The sequence below is a fragment of the Acinetobacter brisouioides genome (genome assembly GCF_004331075.1).
Classification (GTDB): domain Bacteria; phylum Pseudomonadota; class Gammaproteobacteria; order Pseudomonadales; family Moraxellaceae; genus Acinetobacter.
The window spans coordinates 241,392-264,542 of the sequence record NZ_SJNX01000006.1 but is presented as its reverse complement, the minus strand read 5'-3'; the positions used below and the strand labels follow the sequence as shown (position 1 = coordinate 264,542).

At 38.4% G+C, this 23,151-nt stretch carries 16 protein-coding genes; 11 read left to right on the top strand and 5 right to left on the bottom strand.

From position 1 onward, the window contains the following. Window positions 1-3: 3 nt before the first annotated feature. The 3 genes from E0H77_RS10035 to E0H77_RS10025 are packed head-to-tail and all read left to right on the top strand — an operon-like array spanning window position 4 to window position 4,149. Window positions 4-1,758, top strand: a complete 1,755-nt coding sequence (locus tag E0H77_RS10035) for an FAD-dependent oxidoreductase (protein WP_131377687.1) — start codon at window positions 4-6, stop codon at window positions 1,756-1,758. Window positions 1,759-1,783: 25 nt separating this feature from the next. Continuing rightward, window positions 1,784-3,535 (top strand): FAD-dependent oxidoreductase, encoded by a 1,752-nt coding sequence (locus tag E0H77_RS10030; protein WP_131377685.1) that lies wholly within the window; start codon window positions 1,784-1,786, stop codon window positions 3,533-3,535. Then, entirely contained in the window at window positions 3,532-4,149 is a 618-nt protein-coding gene (locus E0H77_RS10025) for an NIPSNAP family protein (protein WP_131377682.1), read from the top strand. Before E0H77_RS10030 ends, E0H77_RS10025 begins: the two co-directional genes overlap by 4 nt. Window positions 4,150-4,542: 393 nt before the next feature. Here the strand turns inward: E0H77_RS10025 and E0H77_RS10020 are convergent, their stop codons facing one another. Beyond that, entirely contained in the window at window positions 4,543-5,157 is a 615-nt protein-coding gene (locus E0H77_RS10020; RefSeq protein ID WP_131377743.1) for a TetR/AcrR family transcriptional regulator, read from the bottom strand. Window positions 5,158-5,580: 423 nt separating this feature from the next. Between E0H77_RS10020 and E0H77_RS10015 the strand changes: the two genes are divergently transcribed. From E0H77_RS10015 to E0H77_RS09990, 6 genes are all read left to right on the top strand, one after another. Beyond that, window positions 5,581-7,362: an acyl-CoA dehydrogenase C-terminal domain-containing protein gene (locus tag E0H77_RS10015; RefSeq protein WP_131377679.1), complete on the top strand. Its 1,782-nt coding sequence runs from the start codon at window positions 5,581-5,583 to the stop codon at window positions 7,360-7,362. A 170-nt stretch (window positions 7,363-7,532) separates the two neighbouring features. Beyond that, window positions 7,533-8,702: a thiolase family protein gene (locus E0H77_RS10010; protein ID WP_131377676.1), complete on the top strand. Its 1,170-nt coding sequence runs from the start codon at window positions 7,533-7,535 to the stop codon at window positions 8,700-8,702. 79 nt (window positions 8,703-8,781) lie between these two features. Next, window positions 8,782-10,275: a succinyl-CoA:acetate CoA-transferase ScpC gene (gene scpC, locus E0H77_RS10005; protein ID WP_131377673.1), complete on the top strand. Its 1,494-nt coding sequence runs from the start codon at window positions 8,782-8,784 to the stop codon at window positions 10,273-10,275. A gap of 472 nt (window positions 10,276-10,747) precedes the next feature. Then, on the top strand, window positions 10,748-12,100 hold the full coding sequence (locus tag E0H77_RS10000) for an aromatic acid/H+ symport family MFS transporter (RefSeq protein WP_131377670.1): 1,353 nt from the start codon (window positions 10,748-10,750) through the stop codon (window positions 12,098-12,100). A 45-nt stretch (window positions 12,101-12,145) separates the two neighbouring features. Beyond that, a complete protein-coding gene (locus E0H77_RS09995) occupies window positions 12,146-13,417 on the top strand; it encodes an OprD family outer membrane porin (RefSeq protein ID WP_131377667.1) in 1,272 nt (423 codons plus the stop codon). A gap of 387 nt (window positions 13,418-13,804) precedes the next feature. Beyond that, on the top strand, window positions 13,805-14,779 hold the full coding sequence (locus tag E0H77_RS09990) for a GGDEF domain-containing protein (protein ID WP_228258320.1): 975 nt from the start codon (window positions 13,805-13,807) through the stop codon (window positions 14,777-14,779). A 63-nt stretch (window positions 14,780-14,842) separates the two neighbouring features. Here E0H77_RS09990 and E0H77_RS09985 read toward each other — a convergent pair whose 3' ends face one another. Further along, window positions 14,843-15,442: an NAD(P)H-dependent oxidoreductase gene (locus tag E0H77_RS09985; RefSeq protein ID WP_131377648.1), complete on the bottom strand. Its 600-nt coding sequence runs from the start codon at window positions 15,440-15,442 to the stop codon at window positions 14,843-14,845. 120 nt (window positions 15,443-15,562) lie between these two features. Between E0H77_RS09985 and E0H77_RS09980 the strand changes: the two genes are divergently transcribed. Next, window positions 15,563-16,162 (top strand): TetR/AcrR family transcriptional regulator, encoded by a 600-nt coding sequence (locus tag E0H77_RS09980; RefSeq protein WP_131377645.1) that lies wholly within the window; start codon window positions 15,563-15,565, stop codon window positions 16,160-16,162. A 183-nt stretch (window positions 16,163-16,345) separates the two neighbouring features. Further along, window positions 16,346-17,182, top strand: a complete 837-nt coding sequence (locus E0H77_RS09975; protein ID WP_131377642.1) for a bifunctional transcriptional activator/DNA repair enzyme AdaA — start codon at window positions 16,346-16,348, stop codon at window positions 17,180-17,182. 282 nt (window positions 17,183-17,464) lie between these two features. On the opposite strand, the gene E0H77_RS09970 is transcribed toward E0H77_RS09975, so the two are convergent. The 3 genes from E0H77_RS09970 to E0H77_RS09960 form a co-directional block, all read right to left on the bottom strand. After that, window positions 17,465-19,036 carry a sensor domain-containing diguanylate cyclase gene (locus tag E0H77_RS09970; protein ID WP_131377639.1) on the bottom strand — a complete coding sequence of 524 codons (1,572 nt, stop codon included), beginning with the start codon at window positions 19,034-19,036 and terminating at the stop codon, window positions 17,465-17,467. 549 nt (window positions 19,037-19,585) lie between these two features. After that, window positions 19,586-21,151 carry a sensor domain-containing diguanylate cyclase gene (locus E0H77_RS09965; RefSeq protein ID WP_131377636.1) on the bottom strand — a complete coding sequence of 522 codons (1,566 nt, stop codon included), beginning with the start codon at window positions 21,149-21,151 and terminating at the stop codon, window positions 19,586-19,588. A gap of 399 nt (window positions 21,152-21,550) precedes the next feature. Continuing rightward, window positions 21,551-23,026 (bottom strand): aldehyde dehydrogenase family protein, encoded by a 1,476-nt coding sequence (locus E0H77_RS09960; protein WP_131377633.1) that lies wholly within the window; start codon window positions 23,024-23,026, stop codon window positions 21,551-21,553. Window positions 23,027-23,151: the final 125 nt, after the last annotated feature.

The following is a 23,151-nucleotide window of genomic DNA, read 5'->3' as shown; positions in this document are numbered from 1 at the left end:
TTTATGAATGCGTCAACTCAACACGGCTTTACTGCTTTGACGGCAAAGTTCCGCCATCAATATGAATGTGATGTTTTGGTCATTGGTTCTGGAGCAGGTGGACTTTCGACTGCTGTGACCACGGCAACTCAGGGTTTAAATGTTATCGTTGCTGAAAAAGCAACCGTATTTGGTGGAACGACTGCGGTTTCAGGTGGCTGGCTTTGGATTCCCAATACACCACATGCAAAACATGCTGGACAAGCTGAGCCGATTGAAATACCGAAACAATATCTTAAAAATGTGCTTGGTGAAAAATACGATGAATCACGTATTCATACTTATTTGACTAAAGCACCTGAAATGGTTGATTTTTTTGAAAAATCAAGCAGTGTAAAATTTAATATTGGTGCTGCTGTACCTGATTTTTTTAATCTAGACGGTTCTCGTGTCGGTTGGCGTTCTATCGTTGCTGCACCATTTGACGGGCGTGAATTAGGTTCAAACTTACATTTATTAAAACCTGCTATTCCAGAAACCACTGTTTGGGGAATGGGGATTGCTTCAGGTGTAGATATGAAGCATTTTATTAATACATTTAATGCCGTGCCTTCATTTCTTTACGCGACTAAACGGGTGCTACGGCATTTTTTCGATTTGTTATTCAGGCATCGTTCGACACAAATTGTAAATGGTAACGCCTTAGTTGCACGATTATTAAAATCTGCTTTAGACCAAAATGTTCAGTTATTTGCCAATCACTCAGCAACGCAATTAATCGATGAAAATGGCAAAATTTCAGGGGCGATTTTTAAAACACCTGAAGGTTTAGTCCAGATCAGGGCGAAACATGGTGTGGTTTTAGCAACAGGCGGTTTTCCGCATGATGATGAACGTAAACTTAAATTATTTCAGCATGTTGCTGATGGTACGCCACATTTTTCGGCTGCACCCGAAACCAATACAGGTGATGGATTAAAACTTGCAGAAAGTGTCGGTGCAGAAGTGGAGAGCAGCTTGTCATGCAATGCTGCATGGGCACCTGTATCACTTATACCTCGTCTGGATGGCACATTAGGTCGTTTTCCACATTTGGTTGAACGTGGTAAACCAGGGTTAATTGCAGTACTTCCAAATGGCAAGCGCTTTGCCAATGAAGGCGATTCTTACCCTGCATTTATTAAAGACTTATTTAAAAATACACAAAAAGGCGATTTAGCACGGTGCTGGCTAATTTGTGACCATAAGTTTATTCGGCGATATGGCTTAGGTGCGGTCAAGCCATTTCCCATATCAATGCAACCTTGGATTGATAATGGTTATTTGAAACAAGCGAATAGCATCGAAAGTTTGGCAAAAATTTGCCAAATAGAGATGATGACATTCAAAAATACCATCATGAATTATAACGCTGATGCATATAAAGGCGTAGATCGTGAATTTGGTCGTGGCACAACGCCATATCAAAAAGCACAAGGTGATCATGAGCAAAAACCTAATCCATGTATCGCGCCGATTGAAAAAGGACCTTTTTATGCAGTTGAAATTGTTCCTGGCAGTTTAGGTACTTTTGCAGGATTAATCACGGACAATAATGCTTGCGTTCTCGATAAAAACACGCACTTACCGATTCAAGGCTTATATGCCGTGGGTAATGACATGAATTCTATCATGGGTGGGCAATATCCAAGTGGTGGAATTACCTTAGGGCCCGCAATGACATTTGGTTATATCGCAGCAAATCATTTGGTTAAACAAGCTCATACGACAAAAGCATAAAACAGGCAAGCAAAAGGAAAATGACATGGAACAGGTTGTTGATTTATTGGTCATTGGCGCTGGTGCTGCGGGAATATCTGCTGCATTATTTGCAAAATTAAACGGATTAGATGTCTTGCTGTGCGAAAAAGCCAGTCAAGTCGGAGGAACATCTGCAACTTCAGGAGGTACGATTTGGGCACCAGGAACAGTACAAAGCCAGAAAGCAGGTGTACCTGATCATATTGAAGATGCACGAGCCTTTTTAAAATCAGTGGTTGCGGATCGTGATGGTGAAAAAATCCGCGAAGCATTTTTAGCTTCTAGCCCCAAAATGATTCAAGAATTAGAAGATAAAACATCCGTAAAACTGAATGTTTGCCTTGCTCATCCTGATTATGTCAAAAATCAACCTGGTGAAGCTTTGGGCGGACGCGCCTTCGCACCTGCTGAATTTGATGGAAGTGTATTGGGTTCAGACTTTAAATATGTACGTCCACCACGCATCGAGTTTATGGGCTTGGGAGGAATGATGGTGAATCGTAATGAATTGAATGCCTTACTCAATCCGTTTTCATCAGGCATAAATTTTATGACTACGATGAAAGTCGTTTTGCCTTACTTCCTGTCACGTTTACGTTATCCACGGGGCACCCGTTTGGTGATGGGAAATGCTTTGGTCGGCAGCCTTTTTTATAACCTTAAACAAAAAAATGTGCCTGTCTGGTTAGATTCTCCATTACAAGAACTGATTGTTGAAAATGGCAAAATTACAGGTGCAAAAATTACTCAAAATGGAAAAACTGTTACTGTAAAAACTCGTCAAGGTGTTGTTTTAGCAACAGGTGGTATCGGTTGGAACCAAAAGTTACGTCAAAAATTATTCCCTAAAGGATTAATCGAGGAGTCACTTTCGCCAATGTCGAATACAGGTGATGGTCTAATAACAGCAATGCAAATTGGTGCAAAGCTTGATCCATCTGTAGAGAGTAGCGTTCTGTATTTTCCATGTTCTATTCATACCCATAAAAATGGTTATAAAGCCATTTGGCCGCATATTATTTTAGATCGCGCAAAACCAGGTGTGATTGCAGTAAATACAGATGGTAAGCGCTTCGTGAATGAAGCAGATTCTTATCATGATTTCTGTATGGCTCAAATTGCGTCAAATCAAGGTAAAGACAAAATTAAGTCTTATCTGATTTGTGATCATACGGCTATTCAAAAATATGGCTTAGGTTTTGTGCTTCCTGGTGCAAAAAAGCTCGATTATTTTTTACGTGAAAAATATTTATATGCAGCAGATACACTTCAAGAACTTGCACAAAAAGTGGGGATCAACCCGAATAGTTTAGAGCAAACCGTTAAGCGTTATAACCATTTTGTTGAACAAGGTGCCGATACCGATTTTGCCAAAGGCACAGGGGTAATGAACCGCTTTAACGGTGATTCTGAAGTTCAACCAAACCCATGTTTAGGCAAACTGGAAACAGGGCCTTACTACGCACTTGAAGTGATTCCGATGGACTGCGCCAGTAGTGGTGGTTTGGCAGGCGATGAATTTGGGCGTGTTCTCGATCAAAACAACCAAGTGATTCAGGGCTTGTTTGCCTGTGGTAATGACTTGTCTTCAATATTCAAAGGAACTTATCCAGGGCCTGGCACAACTCTCGGTCCAGCAATGGTTTTTGCGTGGCGAATTGCTCAATTTGCAGCAGGAAAACTACGTGAAAATACAAATGAAAACTCAACTTTAACTCAGCCACACAATTTACAGCAGGAGCGTCAATCCGCATGAAACTTTATGAATTAATCAATATCACCATCAAAATGGGTACAGCAGGCACAGTGGCTCAGGGTATTCAAGAATATTATGCTGCAAGTGAAGCAAAAGGGACATTATTCAGTGTATGGTTTTCAGATATCGGTCAGTTAAACCAAGTTGTTGTTTTACGTGGTTTTGATGCTAAAGAAGATCAAGATGCTGAAGATGCTCGTTTAGCAACTCAAGAAAACTTATTTAACTCAAGTGAAAATATCATTGATTATTCAGTTGAGCATTTTGCAGGATTCGATTTTTTGCCAGAAATTGAGCGAGGAAAATTTGGTCCTGTGTATGAAATTCGCACCTATGAACTCAAACATGGTGGCGTACCTCACGTATTTGAAGCGTGGAAAAATGCTGTACCGACCCGTACTGAATATTCTAAATTGACCGTTGCAATGTATGCACTGGATGGTACACCACGAATTGTGAGTATTTGGCCATATGCATCGTTAAATGAACGTTCAGAAGTTCGTGCGAAATCTGTGGCTGATGGTATTTGGCCACCTAAAGGTGGGCCACAATGGTTGACACATAAAATGCAGTCAATGATTGCATTACCAACTGCTGTTTCACCATTGCAATAATTGCACTGAAAGTATTGATTTTCAAAAAGCTCGCTCTATGTAGGCGGGCTTTTTGAAAGGCGCAGTCATTCGGATTTGTTCATGCGCTGACTGAACACCTTTAGTAAAAACAACGCGATGTAAGTTATAACCGTATGCTCACACTCGATAGTTGTCATGGTGGTCTTATGAATCAGATTCATTCCAGCGTATTTTCTTATATTTAATCAATACCAATAGTCAGAATATAACCTGTCATAAAATAAATAAAATCAGACATATCATCGACAATAGTTGCACGGCATCATCATAAGGCCTTTTTCATAAGCCTTTCTTCACCTATGGAATCAAGAGAGTATAAATAGTTATGAAAGAAGTCTATAAAATATTCACTGGCTGTGATCATTCAATGGATTAATGTAAGTCCAAGGATGTTAAACGATCAGGAATCATCAATGCCTGATCAATATACAGTTTGACCAAGCGCTCGCGGGAGCCGATGGATTTTTGATAATAAGTTGAATTTAATAATAATGATGCGCCATAAGTGACTGTCCAGATATAAGACAAATAATCACGAATTGACATATTGCTATTCAAAAGATGCAGATAGTCTTTGGTAATATCCTTGATTTCAATAATTCTTTCTTCGCGTATTTTGTATAATTCTTCAAACAGAGGTTTTAGATTGCGCTCATTATTGGTCAGGCGTTCTTCAATATTATGCAATAAAATTGTTCTACTGGAATTTAACATATTGTATAACATATACTTAAACACATAGACTTTAATGTCATGATTATATTTTTTAGAAATTTCCAATAATCTTTTTTCGTTTAAGATAATCAGTTCAATGTATAACTGATTTTTACTTTTAAAATGTTTGTAGATTGTCCCTTTGGCAATATCCAGTTCAAGCGCAATATCATTTAAGCTGATTTCCTGATTATTTTCTAATAATAAAGTCTCAGCCATCATTAAAATATTATTTTTACGTTCCAGAAACTTCTGTTGGCGCGTTGGACTCACTTTTCTTTCTTTTTGTAGATTTTGAGGAACCGCATCTAGCTTATTGAAAGATTGAGTCATTTTAGAGTCCATTGACTGATCCATAGGTTTCTAAATTGTATAATAAATTTGCTAAAAAAACTAAAATTTTGAAAAAAGTGAACGCTAGAGATCAATATTTTGGATTTAAATAAAAACTCATCTAACATCCTAATGGTTTGGATTTTGAGTATGGATTTAGACCATTTAAAAATCGTATTGGATACATTAAAGTGTTCAATCATATTTTTTAAAACTCAAATAAATTCAAACACTTTAAATATATTAATTGATAATGATACTCATCAGAATGGAATTGATTTTTTTAATCAAAAGATCGCTGATGTCATCAAGACCGCTTGGGTAACACTGCCTTAGCCTAAAAAAGTGATTCAGGAAGGAAAAATGCCAATTTATAACGCGCCTCTCAAAGATATGGACTTTATTTTAAACGATGTATTTAACGCAGAAGCATTCTGGCAAGCACATGAAAAAATTGCACATTTAGATATGCAAACGGCTAATGCAATCTTAGAAGAAATGGCAAAGTTTTCTAAAGGTACACTTCTGGATTTGAATCGTTCCGCAGATGAAGAAGGTGGTGCACAATTTCATCAAGGTGAAGTCAAAACACCACAAGGTTTTAAAGCAGCATTTCAACAATATGCTGAAGGCGGCTGGATTGGTTTGGGTGCAGAAGAAGAATGGGGTGGTCAGAACATTCCAAAAATGTTGACTGTTCTGGTTGATGAAATGATTTTTGCCACCAACCCATCGTTTATGTTGTATCCATTATTAACTGTCGGTGCGGGAATGGCGCTGAATAACTGCGCTTCGCAGCAGCAAAAAGAAACCTATTTACCAAAAATGTATACAGGGGAATGGTCAGGAACCATGTGCCTGACTGAACCGCATGCGGGTACCGATCTTGGGATCATTAAAACTAAGGCTGAGCCAAATGCTGATGGTTCGTACCAAATCACAGGCACTAAAATTTTTATTACCAGTGGTGAGCACGACCTTTGTGAGAACATTATTCATTTAGTTTTGGCTAAAACACCAAATGCGCCTGCGGGTTCACGTGGTATTTCCATGTTTATTGTGCCTAAGTTTTTGGTCAATGAAGATGGTAGTTTAGGGGAACGTAATAGTGTTGGCGCAGGCTCTATTGAGCACAAAATGGGAATTAAAGGCTCATCCACTTGTGTTATGAACTTCGATGCTGCAAAAGGTTTTCTAGTCGGTCAGGAAAATGAAGGCTTAGCGGCTATGTTCGTCATGATGAACTATGAGCGTTTATCTATGGGGATTCAAGGGCTTGGCGCTTCAGAATTTGCTTATCAAAATGCTGCTCAATATGCGACGGATCGTTTGCAGGGGCGCAGTGCTACTGGTGCACAATCTCCTGAAAAACCAGCAGATTCGATTTTGGTACATGGTGATGTGCGCCGCATGTTACTCAATGCGCGTGCCAATAACGAGGCATCACGTGCATTTGCGGTCTATGTGGGTCAGCAACTGGACATGACTAAATTTGCCCACGATCCAGCAAGTGTACAAAGAGCCAATGATCGGGTTGCCTTGCTTACACCGATTGCCAAAGCCTATTTGACCGATACCGCATTGGATGCTGTTTTAGATGCACAGATGTGTTTTGGTGGGCATGGCTATATTCGTGAATGGGGCATGGAACAGTGTGTACGTGATTTGCGTATCGCCCAAATTTATGAAGGTACCAATGGCGTACAGGCACAAGACTTGATTGGACGAAAAACCATTAAGAATAAAGGTGCACTGATTGCAGATTATATTGCCGAGATTCGTGATTTTGTACAGCAACTCGATGATGACTTGGTAATTAAAACAGCAACACTCGATGCATGTACACAAGTTGAAAAGGTTACTCAGTTTATTTTAGAACAAGCCAAAAACCATCCTGAGTTTGCCAATGGTATTGCCGTTGATTATTTGCATGCGGTCGGTCTCATGAGTTTTGCCTATATGTTTGCCCGCATTGCACAAGCAGCTCAGGCAAAACCAGAAGAGTTTTATCAGCATAAACTGGTACTTGCACAGTACTATGCAGAGAAATGTTTACCACAACTGGCTTCGCATATTGCCAAAATTCAGGCGGGCACGGCAACGTTGATGCAGTTACCTGAAGCGTATTTCACAGCACAAGCGTAAAAAATTGATTCACTATAGGATGAGAAATCAAAATTTTTCATCCTATAACAAGACAAAATTAGAGCTCACAACCGACTTATGAATGATTCAAAGTCATTGATCTATAAATCAGTAAGGATATTGAATCCCAACATTTGAACTCTAATGAACGTAATAAGGATATAAAAACGATGATTGTTATTTTAAGTGCTGTACGTACAGCCATGGGAAGTTTTCAGGGTGTGCTGTCACCACTTACCACACCAGAGCTTGGTGCAGTGGTGGTTCGTGAAGCGGTGCAGGCGTCAGGTATACAGCCTACGCAAGTTGATGAAGTAATTTTGGGCTGTGTGCTGCCTGCAGGTGTGAAGCAAGCACCTGCACGACAGGCCATGCGTCAGGCAGGTTTAGCCGATACAACGCCAGCAACAACGATTAATAAAGTTTGCGGCTCAGGCATGAAAGCAGTGATGCAGGCTGCGGATAGCATTCGTGCAGGTTCAGCCCAGTTTGTTGTGGCTGGCGGCATGGAATCTATGAGCAATGCACCTTATTTGCTAGATAAAGCCCGCAGTGGTTATCGCATGGGACATGGTAAAGTCACCGATCACATGTTTCAGGAAGGTCTGGAAGATGCCGAAACTGGCCTGTCGATGGGTATTTTGGCACAGGACATGGCAGATCAAAAAGGTTATAGCCGTGAGCAACAAGACCAGTATGCAATCGAGTCTCTCAACCGCGCCATCCATGCCACCCAACAGGGTTATTTTCAAGCGGAAATTGTGCCTGTTCATATTAAAGGGCGAAAAGGCGAAATCACGGTTGATCAGGATGAACAACCACTCAATGCCAAAATTGATAAAATCACGACATTACGCCCTGCCTTTAAAAAAGATGGCACGATTACTGCCGCCAATGCCAGCTCAATTTCAGACGGTGCTTCGGCACTGGTCATTACGTCAGAGCAACATGCACAAGCTCAGGGCTTAAGTCCTTTAGCCAAGATTTCGGCATACGCTTCACATGCACAGCATCCTTCAGAATTTACCATTGCACCTGTTGGTGCGATTGAAAAGGTGCTCAAACAGACAGGCTGGTCTGCACAAGAAGTTGATTTGTGGGAAATTAACGAAGCCTTTGCCATGGTGACAATGGCTGCTATAGATGCATTTGAATTGGAGCGCGATAAAGTCAATATCCATGGTGGTGCCTGCGCTCTCGGACATCCATTAGGTTCATCGGGTTCACGAATTATCGTCACTCTAATTCATGCCTTAAAACGTACTGGCGGTAAAAAAGGAATTGCAGCATTATGTATCGGCGGTGGTGAAGCCACTGCGATGGCGATCGAATTGGTTTAATACAAATAAACAAGGAAATTCCGTTTAAACATAACGATAAAAACGGAACCAGAATTCAAACGATATTGGGATATTAGAAATGTTAAATGGTTTGGAGCGTATTCGTCTAGCTAGTCTGCATGACAAAGTTGTGCCTGTTGAGCAGGCAATTCAACTGATTCGAGACGGTTCAGTCGTCGGAATGAGTGGCTTTGGTGGCGCAGGCGAGGCAAAAACTGTGCCTTTGGCACTGGCAGATTATGCTCAGCAGCATCCACTAAAAATTACTCTGGCAACAGGCGCCAGTCTTGGCAATCGGATTGATGGACGTTTAAGTCAAGCTCATGCACTTGCCCGCCGCTATCCATATCAGGCAGACCCTGATTTGCGTCAAGCCATCAATCAAGGCGAAGTGATGTATATTGATCAGCATTTATCTGAAATGGCTGAAAATATTCGTCACCAAAACTTGCCACGCATTAATGTCGCAGTTATTGCAGCAACTGCAATTACCGAAACAGGGCAGATTATTCCAACGGCTTCTTGTGGTAACTCGGCCAATTTTGTGGAAATGGCTGATCAGGTGATTATCGAAATTGACTGTACCATTAGCCCCGAATTTGAAGGCGCGCACGATATTTACGTTCCTGCAACTCGCCCAAATCGCCAGCCTATTCCGTTAGTCAATGCCAACAACCGTATTGGTACATTAGGCATAGAGGTCGACCCAGCGAAAATTGCCGCGATTGTGATCAATCATCTGCCTGATACCTCCTTTAAAATGGATGAGTCTGATGCAGATACTTTGGCCATTGCCCAGCATTTAATACACTTTTTTGAACAGGAAGTGGCATCAGGTCGTTTGCCTGAAAATCTGGGACCATTACAGTCGGGTGTCGGTTCAATTGCCAACGCAGTTTTTGCACAATTCCAGCATTCAAATTTTCATGATTTAGAAATGTATTCTGAAGTATTACAAGACTGTACATTTGAGCTGATTGATTCGGGGAAAATGATATTTGCTTCGGGTAGTTCCATGACTTTGTCAGAGCAATGTGCCGCGCATGTCATGAAAAATTTTGAGATGTATAAAGACAAGATTGTGCTGCGCCCTCAGGAAATTTCTAACAATCCTGAAATTATTCGTCGCTTAGGTATCATTGCCATCAATACCGCACTGGAGTTCGATATTTACGGCAACGTCAATTCAACCCACGTATCAGGCACAAAAATGATGAATGGCATTGGTGGATCAGGCGATTTTACCCGCAATGCGCATTTGGCTATTTTTGTGACTAAATCCATTGCTAAAAATGGTGCAATTTCCTCAGTAGTTCCGATGGTCAGCCATTGTGACCACATTGAGCATGATGTGGATATTTTGGTGACTGAACAGGGCCTCGCGGATTTGCGTGGTTTGGCACCTCGTGAGCGCGCACGCAAAATTATTACGTGTTGTGCACACCCAAGTTACCAAAAATCGCTGTTAGATTATTTTGAACGTGCCTGTGCTTTAGGAGGGCATACTCCGCATTTACTGCGTGAAGCGCTGTCATGGCATGCCAACTTTGTAGAAACAGGGCGAATGCAATAAGTTTATTTATTGTCAATCCATAGGATTCGGTGCTGTTTTTTAGCAACCGTATTTACTTGATTTTTATCATATTAGATGGGCATTATGCCCATCTAATATTTTGTCTGATGAAAGATGAATAATTTTTTCGTTCAATTTAAAATAAGAATATAAAAATCAATTCACTAAATTAATTTAAATCGCAAAAACCAATACGTTTGACATCTTGTATAAAGCTGATGTTTTAGATTTGTAACGTCATACCTTTCGCTGATAAAACTTCATAATAAAAGAATATAAATCATGTTTTACAAGCTTATCTTCAGCTCATTTTTCGCAAAAGAATACGGTTCTGGCGCGCTGAAATTTTTATAAAATATTATTTTTTCAATACTTTAAAGACATAAATATATATCAATTTGGTTTTTGACTCTAACCCAATAACAAAATAATTTACTTACAAAATAAAACGATACTTCACAGGAGGTGAGGGATGAACAAAGTCAATATTAATGACATTGTTGACAAGGCCAGCTTTACTGCTTTTCATTGGAAAGTTTTAATGTGGTGTTTATTGATTATTATCTTTGATGGATATGATCTGGTGATTTATGGTGTTGTACTTCCATTATTGATGCAACAGTGGTCACTAACAACGGTTCAGGCAGGGTTACTCGCCAGTACAGCTTTATTTGGCATGATGTTTGGTGCCATGATTTTCGGAACCATTTCAGACAAATTAGGGCGTAAAAAAGCCATCCTAATTTGTGTATCTTTATTTAGCGGATTTACTTTTATTGGGTCTTTTGCCACAGGTCCAGCAGAATTTGCCGTTCTGCGCTTTATGGCTGGACTCGGTATTGGCGGTGTCATGCCAAATGTCGTGGCTCTCATGACCGAATATGCACCTAAAAAAATCCGCAGCACTTTAGTCGCGATTATGTTCAGTGGTTATGCGATTGGTGGCATGACATCGGCGCTGCTTGGTGCGTGGTTAGTCAAAGATATGGGATGGCAAATCATGTTTTTGATTGCTGGTATTCCGCTTTTGCTACTTCCTTTGATTTGGAAATTTTTACCTGAATCTTTAGCTTTCCTCGTGAAATCTAATCAAGGTGATCGAGCTCAAAGTATTATCAGAAAACTTGCCCCACAAATTGAACTAACAACTCAGACACAGCTGGTACTGAACGAAAATACCACGACAGAAGCACCTGGTCGCGCACTTTTCCAACAAGGACGCACATTTAGCACTTTTATGTTCTGGATTGCATTCTTTATGTGTCTGTTAATGGTTTATGCGTTAGGAAGTTGGTTGCCAAAACTGATGCTACAAGCTGGTTATTCGCTAGGCGCCAGTATGTTATTCCTCTTTGCCCTAAATATTGGTGGCATGGTTGGCGCGATTGGTGGTGGTGCGCTTGCAGATAAATTTCATTTAAAACCAGTATTGACCAGTATGTTTGTCATTGGTGCTGCTGCTTTAATCTTACTTGGATTTAATAGCCCACAATTTGTTTTATACACGCTTATTGCGATTGCTGGAGCCGCAACAATTGGCTCGCAAATCTTGCTTTATACCTTTGTTGCACAGTTTTATCCAACTGCAGTTCGTTCAACAGGAATGGGATGGGCATCAGGTATTGGGCGTATTGGAGCCATTATCGGTCCAGTTTTAACGGGCGCATTACTGACATTTGAGTTACCTCACCAAATGAATTTTATAGCAATTGCCATACCAGGCCTTATTGCTGCACTCGCTATCTTTTTGGTGAATTTAAAAGCTTCTGTTGCTGCACAGTCAGCTCCTGATTTTTCTCTTCAATCATCTCTTACTGAGTCGTAAAAATCGGTGCGCCGAGGACTGGCGCACCCTTATTGGAAATGGATTATGCGCTTATTACCCTGTTTTAAATCACACTATTTAGCTGCTTCAACCCTATTCTTTATCGGTGGAATATCAAGCTCTGTACTGTTCGCAGCAGATTCACTGGGGCAGCCAAACGATGATGAATGGAAATTCACCCTGAAAAATGCCTATATCAACCGTGACTTTGAAAATCCTGCCATCAAGGATGCTGGTAGCTGGTCTCAGTCGGCTTCTCTGTTCTACACCTCCAAAATGCGTGATACACCTTTAGAGATTGCTGATAAACCTTTGACTATCGGGGTTGATGCTTCAGTTCAATATGCAGTACGTTTAAGTAATGACAGACATGTTGCCGATACGGTTTTGCCTTTTGACACGCAGACAAAATCTCAAGCCTCTGACTATTTAAAACATGGTGCCACACTGAAACTCGGTTATGACAAAACCTTACTGAAAGTCGGTGAGCTGTGGTTGGATTTGCCAGTGACCTCAATCGATTATAGTCGCCAGTTACTCACCTCTTACTGGGGCGAAAATATTAAATCCAAAATCACAGATCGCTTCGATGTCGAATTAGGACGGGTCGAAAAAGTTTCCCCACGCAATCAGGAAGGTTTTCACAAATTTGCATTTACCGCAAATGGCGTTACCAAATATTCCGATGGCTTGAATTATATCGACTTACGCTATCAGTTTACGCCAACACTAAAAGGCGAATACTATTTTGGCAACATGGAAAATTTGTTTAACAAACACTATGTGGGCTTGGATCACAGCTGGAAACAACAGGATTTCACCTTAAACAGTAAGTTTAAGTATTTTTATGCCAAAAATGATGGCAATACCTTCAATATTGAAGCTCAGAATATTGGCTTGCTGGAAACCTTAAAAGTGCAAAACCACACCTTCGGTTTGGGCTATCAAGAGATTACAGGCAAATCAGCTTACCCGATTCCAGATGGATTCTTGCCTGAAACCTATTTTATTAACTGGAATACCACAGGGTTCTTTAAGAAAGACGAAAGATCTTACCACTTTATCTATGGATATGATTTTAAAGACTATGTACCAGGTTTAAATGCCATGGTGAAATATGTATATGGTAATCACTTTAAAGCCGCCAACGGCAGTAAAAACATGGAAAGTGAATCCGATATCATTGTGAATTATGCCTTCCAGCAACCTTATCTGAAGGGCTTGTCTTTGCAATATATTCGTATTGATTATGGGATTAAGACGGGTAATGATTTTGGTGAAGACCGTTTCTTTATCAATTATTGTAAGAAGTTCTAATTGCAATATCATGGAGGTCATTGGGTCGTACCAATGGTCTCCACTGGTTCAATCCTAAAATTATATTGAAAGCACATTCTCATTCGTTGCTTTAAGTAGGAGCTTTGAGGTTGACCGATTAGCACTCCATCATGATTTGAAAATATAAAGATATTGATTGATCATATTTAATAAAACGATTTAAAATTAACCAACAAATCTAAATTTTTTATTAAATTCGTGTATTTACCCAGTTTTCAGTACTTTCTACTCATTGTTCCTACTTGCTTAATTTTAATAGGCTGTACTTTTATTGTCGGGCATTTGGTATTTAATGCACCAAAATATTTATTTTGGTGTGGAATTGGATATATTTTACCATCTGGTGCATTAGGTATTCAGAGCCTTATGACAAATGAACAAATGACTCTGACCGCCCCGTGGATTGGAATTTTATATCTTTGTGGTACTTGGGCTTTAACTTATGGAATAAGACTAAAAGTAAAAGCGAAATCCTATTTTTTAGCCTCGTTGCTTTTAGTTTTATTTGGTATCTGTTTACTGAGCTATCTGTCATATATTGAGCAAAAATTCTGGTTGAGAATGCTGACAATCAACTTTGTCATCACTTGCCTGCTGGCTATGGTTGTGCCAGGTGTTTATGCTTATTTCAAACAGGTGTCTTTATTAGGTAAAACTTTCTGTGTCAGCTACTTTTTCTTAACAGCTTACAATGCCATAAGATTTATAGTCATTCTATTCTACCTTCAAGATATCGACGCTATCAATTTGTCGTTTTCAAATTGGTGGATGCTGATGCTTGCGATTAATATCATCTTAAGTATCTGGTTTGCAATCATTATTGTAGCCACAACCATCAAAGAGCAATTCACCTTACTCAATCATGAACGCTATCAGGATCCTCTCACTAAACTCTATAATCGAAGGGGATTTTTTGAAAAAACTGACATGCTGATTAAAAAATATCAGGCAGCTAATTTATATATTATTATGTGTGATATCGATCATTTTAAGAAAATTAATGATACTTGGGGTCATGCGATCGGAGATAAAATTCTATGTGATATCGCGCATATATTAAAAGACAGCGTTCGCGAAGACGATTTAATTGCTAGATTTGGCGGCGAAGAATTTGTCATCATGATTAAATGTTCAAACTATGCGTCAACCATAAAACTCGCAGATCGTATACGCAATAGAATAGAAAAACAGTCATTTACTGAGCATTATATTGACGTGACCGTTAGCTTTGGAATTGCTGAAATAGAAAGCCATACACAACTTCTGCAGACATTGGAACTCGCAGATAAGCGACTTTACATTGCAAAAAATAATGGTCGAAATCAAATTTGTTTTCATTGAAAACAATTGCGAGACGCTATTTGAAATTTTTTATCAATCAACGGCCAACACTTTAGCCAACAACTACTGACCATCCTGCTGTGCCATTTTTACAATAGACTGTAACCATTTTTCCCGTTGAGTAGCGCTTGATCCACGGATCGAACCCATATAATGAGTTTTGACTTTTTTAACGCCACAAAATTGTAAGGTTGCTTGTTTAAGCTGCCGAGTGCTTGGCTCTCCAAAATACCATTTATAAGTCCAACCTGATTGGTCTAAGGTCGTCACAATTCGGGCTGTTTTATTTTGTAGATGCCCGCGAATCCGATTGCTTTTATCGTAATAACTAAATGCCATAGAAGGCAGAAAAACACGGTCAATAAAACCTTTTGTAATCGCAGGAAGCCCTCCCCACCAAACAGGAAAAATCCAGACAAGATGATCAGCCTCCATGATTTTTCTCCAAGCCTCAACCAAATCAGGCTCTAAATTCATTCTTTTTTCATAGCCATATTTTAAATTTGGGTCAAAATTCAATTGACCTATTTCAATTACATCAACCCATACACCTTGTTCAGCAGCCGAATCAGCATAAGCCTGTACCAATGCATGATTAAAACTGGTTACTGAAGGATGACCATTGATCACGACGATTTTTCTTATTGAAGTTGAAGCATTCATAATTTTCTCTAAATTTTTAAAATTATAATTTCAGATATCAAGTGGTATTTGAAATATAGATGGCAAACTTATCGCATAAAATTTAAGATAGCAAGTGATATTTAAAATCTAAACACAGTTATGGAACACGCTAAAATATCTCGTGATGAGAAACAGATACAGACTCGATTACACTTAATCAATGCAGGATTTCATTTGATTTCTGAGCAAGGATATAGCGCTGTATCTATCAGAAATATCTCAAAATATGCGGGATATACTCAAGGTGCTTTTTACTCGAATTTTAGTCATAAAGAAGAGTTCTTACTCACGCTTATGAACAGTCAGTTTGAAAAGGAAAATGCTCAATTACAAAAAATAATGACTCAAATCGATTCGGATTTTGATTCATTGCTAGAAAAACTTGAACTCTGGCTGACTGACTTTTTTCAAAATGATGAGTGGTTAAAGATTTCAATCGAACTACAGCTGTATGCAGCACGTGAAGAAAGTTTCGCTGCTGAATATAAACAAGTTTGGCAAACTCATCACGAACAAATTGCTAAAATCTTGATTCAACTTTTCTCACACTACAAGCAAGTTGACGCAGAACAGCTTGAAGCAAAAATCTTGGAAATTATTTCATTAAGTTACGGTTTAGCTCTGCAATATATGATTTTTAAAGATGATCTAAACAAATACATTCAAATTATTATTCAGCGTTTGATTGGACAAATTTAATGGCTTGATCAAGTTTTTTTCAACGAAATAAATTAGACCAAATTGATAAGTATTTCTTATTATTTCAATCTGTTAAAAGTCATATATCACTGTGTCAGTAAGGTGCTTGAAGTTGAGCATGATTTGGATTTATTTTTTATTCACAACTTGTTAAGGTAGATTTTGTTTAACTTGAGTTTGCTTATGTCTACCGAACGTGATTATCAGCGTATTGCTCAAGCAATTGAATATATTCATAAAAACTTTATGCAGCAACCAAGTCTTGCTGAAATTGCAGCACAAGTACATTTAAGCCCTGCTCATTTTCAGCGTTTATTTAGTCAATGGGCAGGCACCAGTCCAAAAAAGTTTTTACAATATACCAGTCTGGCATATGCGAAACAGGTGCTGCAACACAGCAGCCAAAATGCCATTTTAGAAGCAACTTATGCAACTGGATTGTCGAGTAGCAGCCGCTTACATGATTTATTTATTCAAATTGAAGGAATGAGTCCTGCCGAGTATCAACAAGGCGGCAAGCAACTCACCATCAAACACTGGGTCTATGATACCCCCTTTGGTGCAGCGTTTATTGCATCAACTGCAAAAGGTATTTGCGCTTTAAGTTTTGACAGCTCAACGCTTGCGCTACAGCAGTTACAAACACAGTTTCCAAATGCAGATTTCCAGCAGATACAGGAGATCAAACAGCAACAGGCACTGGCAATTTTTATGCAGAATGAAGCCAGCCTGCCACAATTAAAACTGCATTTAAAAGCTAGTGAATTTCAACTCAAGGTTTGGGAAAGTTTATTAAAAATTCCGCAAGGTGCGCTATGTAGTTATGCCAGTATTGCTCAGCAGATTGGTCAGCCTAAAGCCTCGCGTGCTGTCGGCACCGCCATTGGACGCAATCCTGTGGCATTCCTAATTCCTTGCCATCGAGTGATTCAGGCATCTGGTGTCTTGGGTGGTTATCGTTGGGGCATCACCCGTAAAACTGCCATCATTGCATGGGAAGCTGCACAGCAACAGCCATAAACTCAAAAAAATCCATGTAAAACAATAGGCTTAGCTCTGTGAATCCGAATGGTTTTTGAATATATATGGTTGAGTGAGTATTTAGCCTTCTATAACAATAGGAAGTATAGGGCAGGAAAATACATCCTGAATCTGATAGGAGAAATATGCAATATCTGTTCGTTAGCCCCCTTTCCTCATGATATATCTCCCATTATTTTTTGCTGAGTAAAATTGAAATCTATTTTCAGAATAGCATAAGGGAAATAAAATGGACTGATGCAAGAAGCCGATTGATTTAAACTATATCCGAATACAGTTACGTCCTTCATTTTTAGCGCGATATAAATTCTGATCGGCAATTTTAAATACTGTTTCTACATTTTTTGAACTTAATGGCCAATATGCGATCCCGATCGATACAGTAATTGTGCCAACAAGATCAATTTGATGATTTTCTAGGCTTTTTCTCAAATTTTCTGCTAAAGAATAGCTAAAATCCAAATCAAAAATTGGAGCAAGTACCACAAATTCTTCCCCCCCTATTCGACAGCATACATCATCACTACGGAAATTCGATTTAATATAAGCAGCCAACTCTTTGAGTACGAGATCACCTTTATCATGTCCAAAGGTGTCATTAATCTTTTTAAAATGATCAATATCAATAAAAATAACTGCAAACTCAGTATTGGTTTTTACCAAATCCCCAATAAACAGATCCATACCACGACGATTATATAAACCTGTGAGCGGGTCAGTATTCACATGATAATTTAGCTCGTTAATCGTTTGTTTAAAATATTGTGAACTGAGCAACAAGGAAATTTTAAACTTCAATACCTCGACAAACCACGGCTCAACCTGTTTAATTTTTTCATCTATTTCAGGATGGCTAAGATCACTTGCCATTTTGGCCAAATCAGAGAGCGGGTTAGAAATGAGATAAGCGACCCGCCAAATAATTAAAAAAATAACAATATAAAACAATGACATACAAAATAAAATCTTATAAATGATTTTATTGGCCTGATCCAAAAGTTCATGTGTTGGCTGTTGTGATACCACAATCCAATTGGTTGAGGGAACCAGGGCAAATCCTGCCAAGTTATCGATTCCTAGACTATTGATCAAACGGATGGAGCCTTGTTTATTTTGGGTCATCGCATCCAGACCCGTATTATTTTTTACAGTGTCACCTATACGCTTTCCATTGGGATGAAAAATAATTCTTCTGGAACTATCCATGACATACATATAATTTTTCTTATAACCATATTTGCTGGCAAGCATCTGATTTAAAATATTGTCTTGCTTTAAATAAATTGAAGCCGCTATAAATCCCAAATAACGATGCTGCTGATCAAAAATCGGCTGTGAAATAAAAATGATGAGATTATTTTTAATCGAATAATAAGGCGAACTAATAAATGCTGCTTTCTTTTGCAGTGAGGATGTTACGCCTAAAGTATGATTCACCACATTTGTATTGATTTTTAACTGAGCTGGTGCATAGCTCAAAAAACGCCCTGTGCTATCGGAGATCAATACACTATTAAAATAATTCGATTGATACTTCAGGCGATCAACTTCAGTTTGACGTAGCTGAGCATTATTAAAATCCTGTCCTAGCAAGGCGGCACTATAAGCGAGTTCATGCTGCATAATGGAAAAGTGGCTGTTCGTTCCATTGGCGATTTTTTGAGCATATTCTAGATTGACTGATAATGCATTTTGTATCAGCTCTTTTTTCTGAACATAATAACTGACAAGTAATGAAGCAATAAATAAGCTAAAAACGCTAAATGCAGCGAGAAACAGAATAAGTTTTCTCAGGTCTAAATTAAGTGAGTAAACAATTTTTCTTAGCCACATTACACATGGATTACTTCAAATTTGATTGAAATAATTATACGATTAAACGCAAATAATAATCAAAAGAAATATATCAATTTATTTTACTTCATCGTTTACGCTCTGTTTATTTTTCTTACTAAGTAAGATTGAAATATATTTCAATGAGCTGTAAGAGAAAAATAGCCATATAAAATGAAGCTACAGTATATATAAATCTACAAAATGAGAATAAAATCACATTTTTATAATTTTATATAAATATAGACTATAACTAATGATTTAATTTAGTGCCACACCAAAAATTTTATGAAATGGAATTTTTTGAAAATATTTCTGCGCTACGATCTTTAGATTTTAGTTATATATCGTTTGATATTTAGATGTTAGGTTTAGGGATAAAAATATTATCATAATTTTTTTATGGTTTTTACAATAGGCATTTTTCATCATGGTTTATATTATCATTTTAAAATTAAAACTATTTGAAATCTAAAATTTAGATCAAATGCAATAGAAAAACTTATATAAACTTATTTTTTAATCACATCATCTAAGTATTTTTCAACTCTAAAAACGAGTACAATTTCGCCCATCGGCTTTAGCATTATATAAGCACTCATCCGCACGTTTAAAGACAGTTTTTATATTTTGTGAAGTGGCTGACCAGTGTGAAATACCAATAGAAATTGTGACTTTACCAACCAAAGGCATTGATGTGCTTTCAATTTTTTTACGTAAGTGCTCTGCCAACTTTACAGCATTTTCCAATTTCAATCGGGCAGCCAAAACCACAAATTCTTCACCCCCACTACGACAACAAATATCTTCATCACGGAAATTAGAACGGATATAGCCTGCAATTTCTTTTAAAACCAAGTCACCTTGGTCATGCCCAAAAGCGTCATTAATTTTCTTGAAATAATCGATATCAATCGAGATGACTGCAAACGGAATGCTTTTTTCAATGAAATGAGCAACAGACAAGCCCATACCACGTCGATTATATAAATGGGTGAGTGGATCAGTATGAATATATAATTTAAGTTCTGAAATAGTTTCCTTAAAATGTTTTGAGCTTATTAACAATGAATTTTTGAACTTAAGTACCTCAACAAACCAAGGATTAATACGTTCAATATTCGCATCAATATCTGGTTGATGTAGATTACTTGCCATGTTTGCCAATAAAGACAAAGGACTTGAAATCAAATAGGATATTTGCCAGATAACAAAGAAAATCAGGATATAAAATAGTAACATTCCCACCAGCATTTCATAAACTGTATTACTGGTTTCTTTAAGTAGTTCACTCGCAGGTTGTTGAGAAATCACCATCCAGCCTGTAGTTGGAATACGCGCAAAACCTGCTAGCCATTCATGCCAATGCTCATCTTTCAAGCGAATCTCACCACGATTTTTAATCGCAAGGTTTTGAACATTAATATTGGATAATTGGCCAATTTTATTAACATCAGGATGAAATAATATATATTGATTTTTATCAACCACATACATATAGTTATGCCTATAGCCATAATGACCAGAAAGCATTTTATTTAAAATATTGTCATGTTTTAAATAAATAGTTGCTCCAATAAATCCTAAATAATGACGTTTCTCATCAAAAATAGGGTGTGAGATAAAAATTAATAAATTTTTACTTGTACCATAATAGGGTGAAGAAATAACCGGAGCTTTTTTCTCTAAAGAGAGTTTAAATCCTAAACTTCTATTCACTTTATTTTTTTGAAAATTTAATTTTAATGGTGCAAAACTTAAAAATTTACCATCTTGATCGGAAATAGTTACGCTATTGAAATAATTGGACTGATACTTTAAACGCTCGACCTCATTTTGCATATATTTTTGATTATTAAAGTTTTTTCCTAAAATTTCCGCACTATATGCCAACTCCTTTTGCATCATCTTAAAATGACTGTCTGAGCTATTGGCAATTTTAGCAGCATACTCTGCATTAACCGATAAAGCATTATGTAAAAGCTCATGCTTTTCTATATAATAGCTCACGATTAAAGACACAATAAATAAACTCACGACACTAAAAATCGAAAGATACAAAATCAACTTTCGTAAGTTCAAATCTAGTGAATAAATGAATTTTTTAAAGGTCATTTTATATCAGTCATGAATTCATCATTTTTTCTATTATGAAATAATATAGCTTAAAAATTAATAAGTAAAATATATATTCATTATCTAGGTCTATTTTTAAAAACTATTTTAAAAGGCATGATTAGCCTTGGAAAACAGAATATTGTGTAGAAATTTTAAACAATAACAAAATACCATTTAGGCATTTAAAATTTCATGCACTGCCACGAGAGCATTCACCACATTAGGCTTGTTTCATCATTGCTCGCCCCTTCTTTATTTTTATTCCTCAGCAAAAATTGAAATATTTTTCAATAAAATGCAAGAGAAAAAAGGGGCTGATGAAAAAAAGCCTATTGCGTGAAAATATATGTCTAGCCTTAGGTTTCCTGAATATTTTTAGAGTCAGGAAACGCAATGTCAGGAAGTGTACCATCCCCAAGGCTGGTCACTACTATAGCTGGTTATCTGCTTGATTTCAAAGTAATTTTCTAACCCCCAAATCCCCAACTCACGCCCAATTCCACTTTGCTTATAACCACCCCACGGGGCTTCGGTAAAAGTTGGTTGTGAGCAGTTAATCCAGATAATCCCTGCGCGTAGTTTACGTGCCACCCGTTGGCAACGAGCCAAGTCTTTCGACATTACCGCACCTGCCAAACCAAAAATGGAATTATTGGCAAGTTGAATCGCTTCTTGCTCATGTTGAAAAGCACGAATAGCGACTACAGGGCCAAAAATTTCATCTGTCCATAGCGGATGTTCTAATGGCACATCCACAAAAATAGTGGGTTCGACATAATAGCCTTGTGCAAGATGTGCAGGACGCTGCCCGCCACTGAGCAATTGCACGCCATCCGCTTGCCCTTGTCGAATTGCCTGCATCACTTGTTGATACTGCTTGGCATTGACCAATGGGCCGAGTTTGACATCGGCATCCAAACCATTGCCAATTTTGATTTTTTGCGCAGCAACACTTAGGCGTTGCAATAATTCAGGGTAAATTTCCTGTTGAACTAGTACTCGTGAAGTTGCCGAACACACTTGCCCCTGATTCCAGAAAATGCCAAACATGATCCATTCCACGGCCGCATCAAGATCACTATCAGAGAAAATAATAAAGGCTGATTTTCCACCCAGTTCCAGACTTAAGTTTTTGACGTTATGCGCTGCCGATTGCATGATCTGCTTGCCCACAGGCACACTCCCCGTAAAAGCAACCTTGTCAATTTCAGGGTGAGCAGTTAAATATGGCCCGATTTCACTACCAATGCCTGTGACAACATTCAACACTCCTGCTGGCAAATCGACTTTTTCAGCAATCCGCCCCAGTTCAATCGCAGTTAATGAAGTGGCTTCGGCAGGTTTTAAAATCAATGTGCAACCTGCGGCAAGTGCGGGTGCAACCTTCCATGCTGCCATCAGGAGTGGATAGTTCCAAGGAATAATCGCACATGCTACGCCCACGGCTTCTTTACGCACGACACTGTTAAAGCGTTCATCAGCAAGCGGGATATTTTCTTCATGGTTGGGATCAAGTTGTTCTGCCAAGTCCGCATAAAAGTCAAAGCAGCCTGCAGCATCTTGAATATCCCAAACTGCCTCAGGCAAAGGCTTGCCATTATCACGGACTTCTAACTCAGCGAGTGCATCTAACTGGTTACGGATTTCTTGGGCTATCGCACGCAAGTATGCTGCACGTTGCTTAGGCTGATTTGCCCAGTCAGTTTGATCAAATGCCTGTCGAGCAGCTTGGACAGCAAATTCAGCATCTTCAACCGATGCCGCCGCAACTTGGGCAATTTCCTGTTCATTGCTCGGATCAATACTGCTAAAAGTTTGCCCATTTTTCGGGCTAAGCCACTGACCATTGATATATAACTGCTGGTATGACATCACTATCCTGTAATTTTATGCAAATCTGGCATATTTGAGTGTAACAGGATTTTAAGTGCGATTTTTAGTTCAAGCATTGGATTAAATGACCCAAAATAAAAAAACTGCTTGAGCCAAACAGCTCA

What these genes read in the sequence shown, in the direction of transcription:
- E0H77_RS09995 (WP_131377667.1), top strand. Translation starts at nt 12,146, where the DNA reads ATGCGCTTATTACCCTGTTTTAAATCACACTATTTAGCTGCTTCAACC.
- E0H77_RS09970 (WP_131377639.1), bottom strand. Translation starts at nt 19,036, where the DNA reads ATGTGGCTAAGAAAAATTGTTTACTCACTTAATTTAGACCTGAGAAAA.
- E0H77_RS10000 (WP_131377670.1), top strand. Translation starts at nt 10,748, where the DNA reads ATGAACAAAGTCAATATTAATGACATTGTTGACAAGGCCAGCTTTACT.
- E0H77_RS09985 (WP_131377648.1), bottom strand. Translation starts at nt 15,442, where the DNA reads ATGAATGCTTCAACTTCAATAAGAAAAATCGTCGTGATCAATGGTCAT.
- E0H77_RS10010 (WP_131377676.1), top strand. Translation starts at nt 7,533, where the DNA reads ATGATTGTTATTTTAAGTGCTGTACGTACAGCCATGGGAAGTTTTCAG.
- E0H77_RS09960 (WP_131377633.1), bottom strand. Translation starts at nt 23,026, where the DNA reads ATGTCATACCAGCAGTTATATATCAATGGTCAGTGGCTTAGCCCGAAA.
- E0H77_RS10035 (WP_131377687.1), top strand. Translation starts at nt 4, where the DNA reads ATGAATGCGTCAACTCAACACGGCTTTACTGCTTTGACGGCAAAGTTC.
- E0H77_RS09990 (WP_228258320.1), top strand. Translation starts at nt 13,805, where the DNA reads ATGACAAATGAACAAATGACTCTGACCGCCCCGTGGATTGGAATTTTA.
- E0H77_RS09965 (WP_131377636.1), bottom strand. Translation starts at nt 21,151, where the DNA reads ATGACCTTTAAAAAATTCATTTATTCACTAGATTTGAACTTACGAAAG.
- scpC (WP_131377673.1), top strand. Translation starts at nt 8,782, where the DNA reads ATGTTAAATGGTTTGGAGCGTATTCGTCTAGCTAGTCTGCATGACAAA.
- E0H77_RS10015 (WP_131377679.1), top strand. Translation starts at nt 5,581, where the DNA reads ATGCCAATTTATAACGCGCCTCTCAAAGATATGGACTTTATTTTAAAC.
- E0H77_RS09975 (WP_131377642.1), top strand. Translation starts at nt 16,346, where the DNA reads ATGTCTACCGAACGTGATTATCAGCGTATTGCTCAAGCAATTGAATAT.
- E0H77_RS10025 (WP_131377682.1), top strand. Translation starts at nt 3,532, where the DNA reads ATGAAACTTTATGAATTAATCAATATCACCATCAAAATGGGTACAGCA.
- E0H77_RS09980 (WP_131377645.1), top strand. Translation starts at nt 15,563, where the DNA reads ATGGAACACGCTAAAATATCTCGTGATGAGAAACAGATACAGACTCGA.
- E0H77_RS10030 (WP_131377685.1), top strand. Translation starts at nt 1,784, where the DNA reads ATGGAACAGGTTGTTGATTTATTGGTCATTGGCGCTGGTGCTGCGGGA.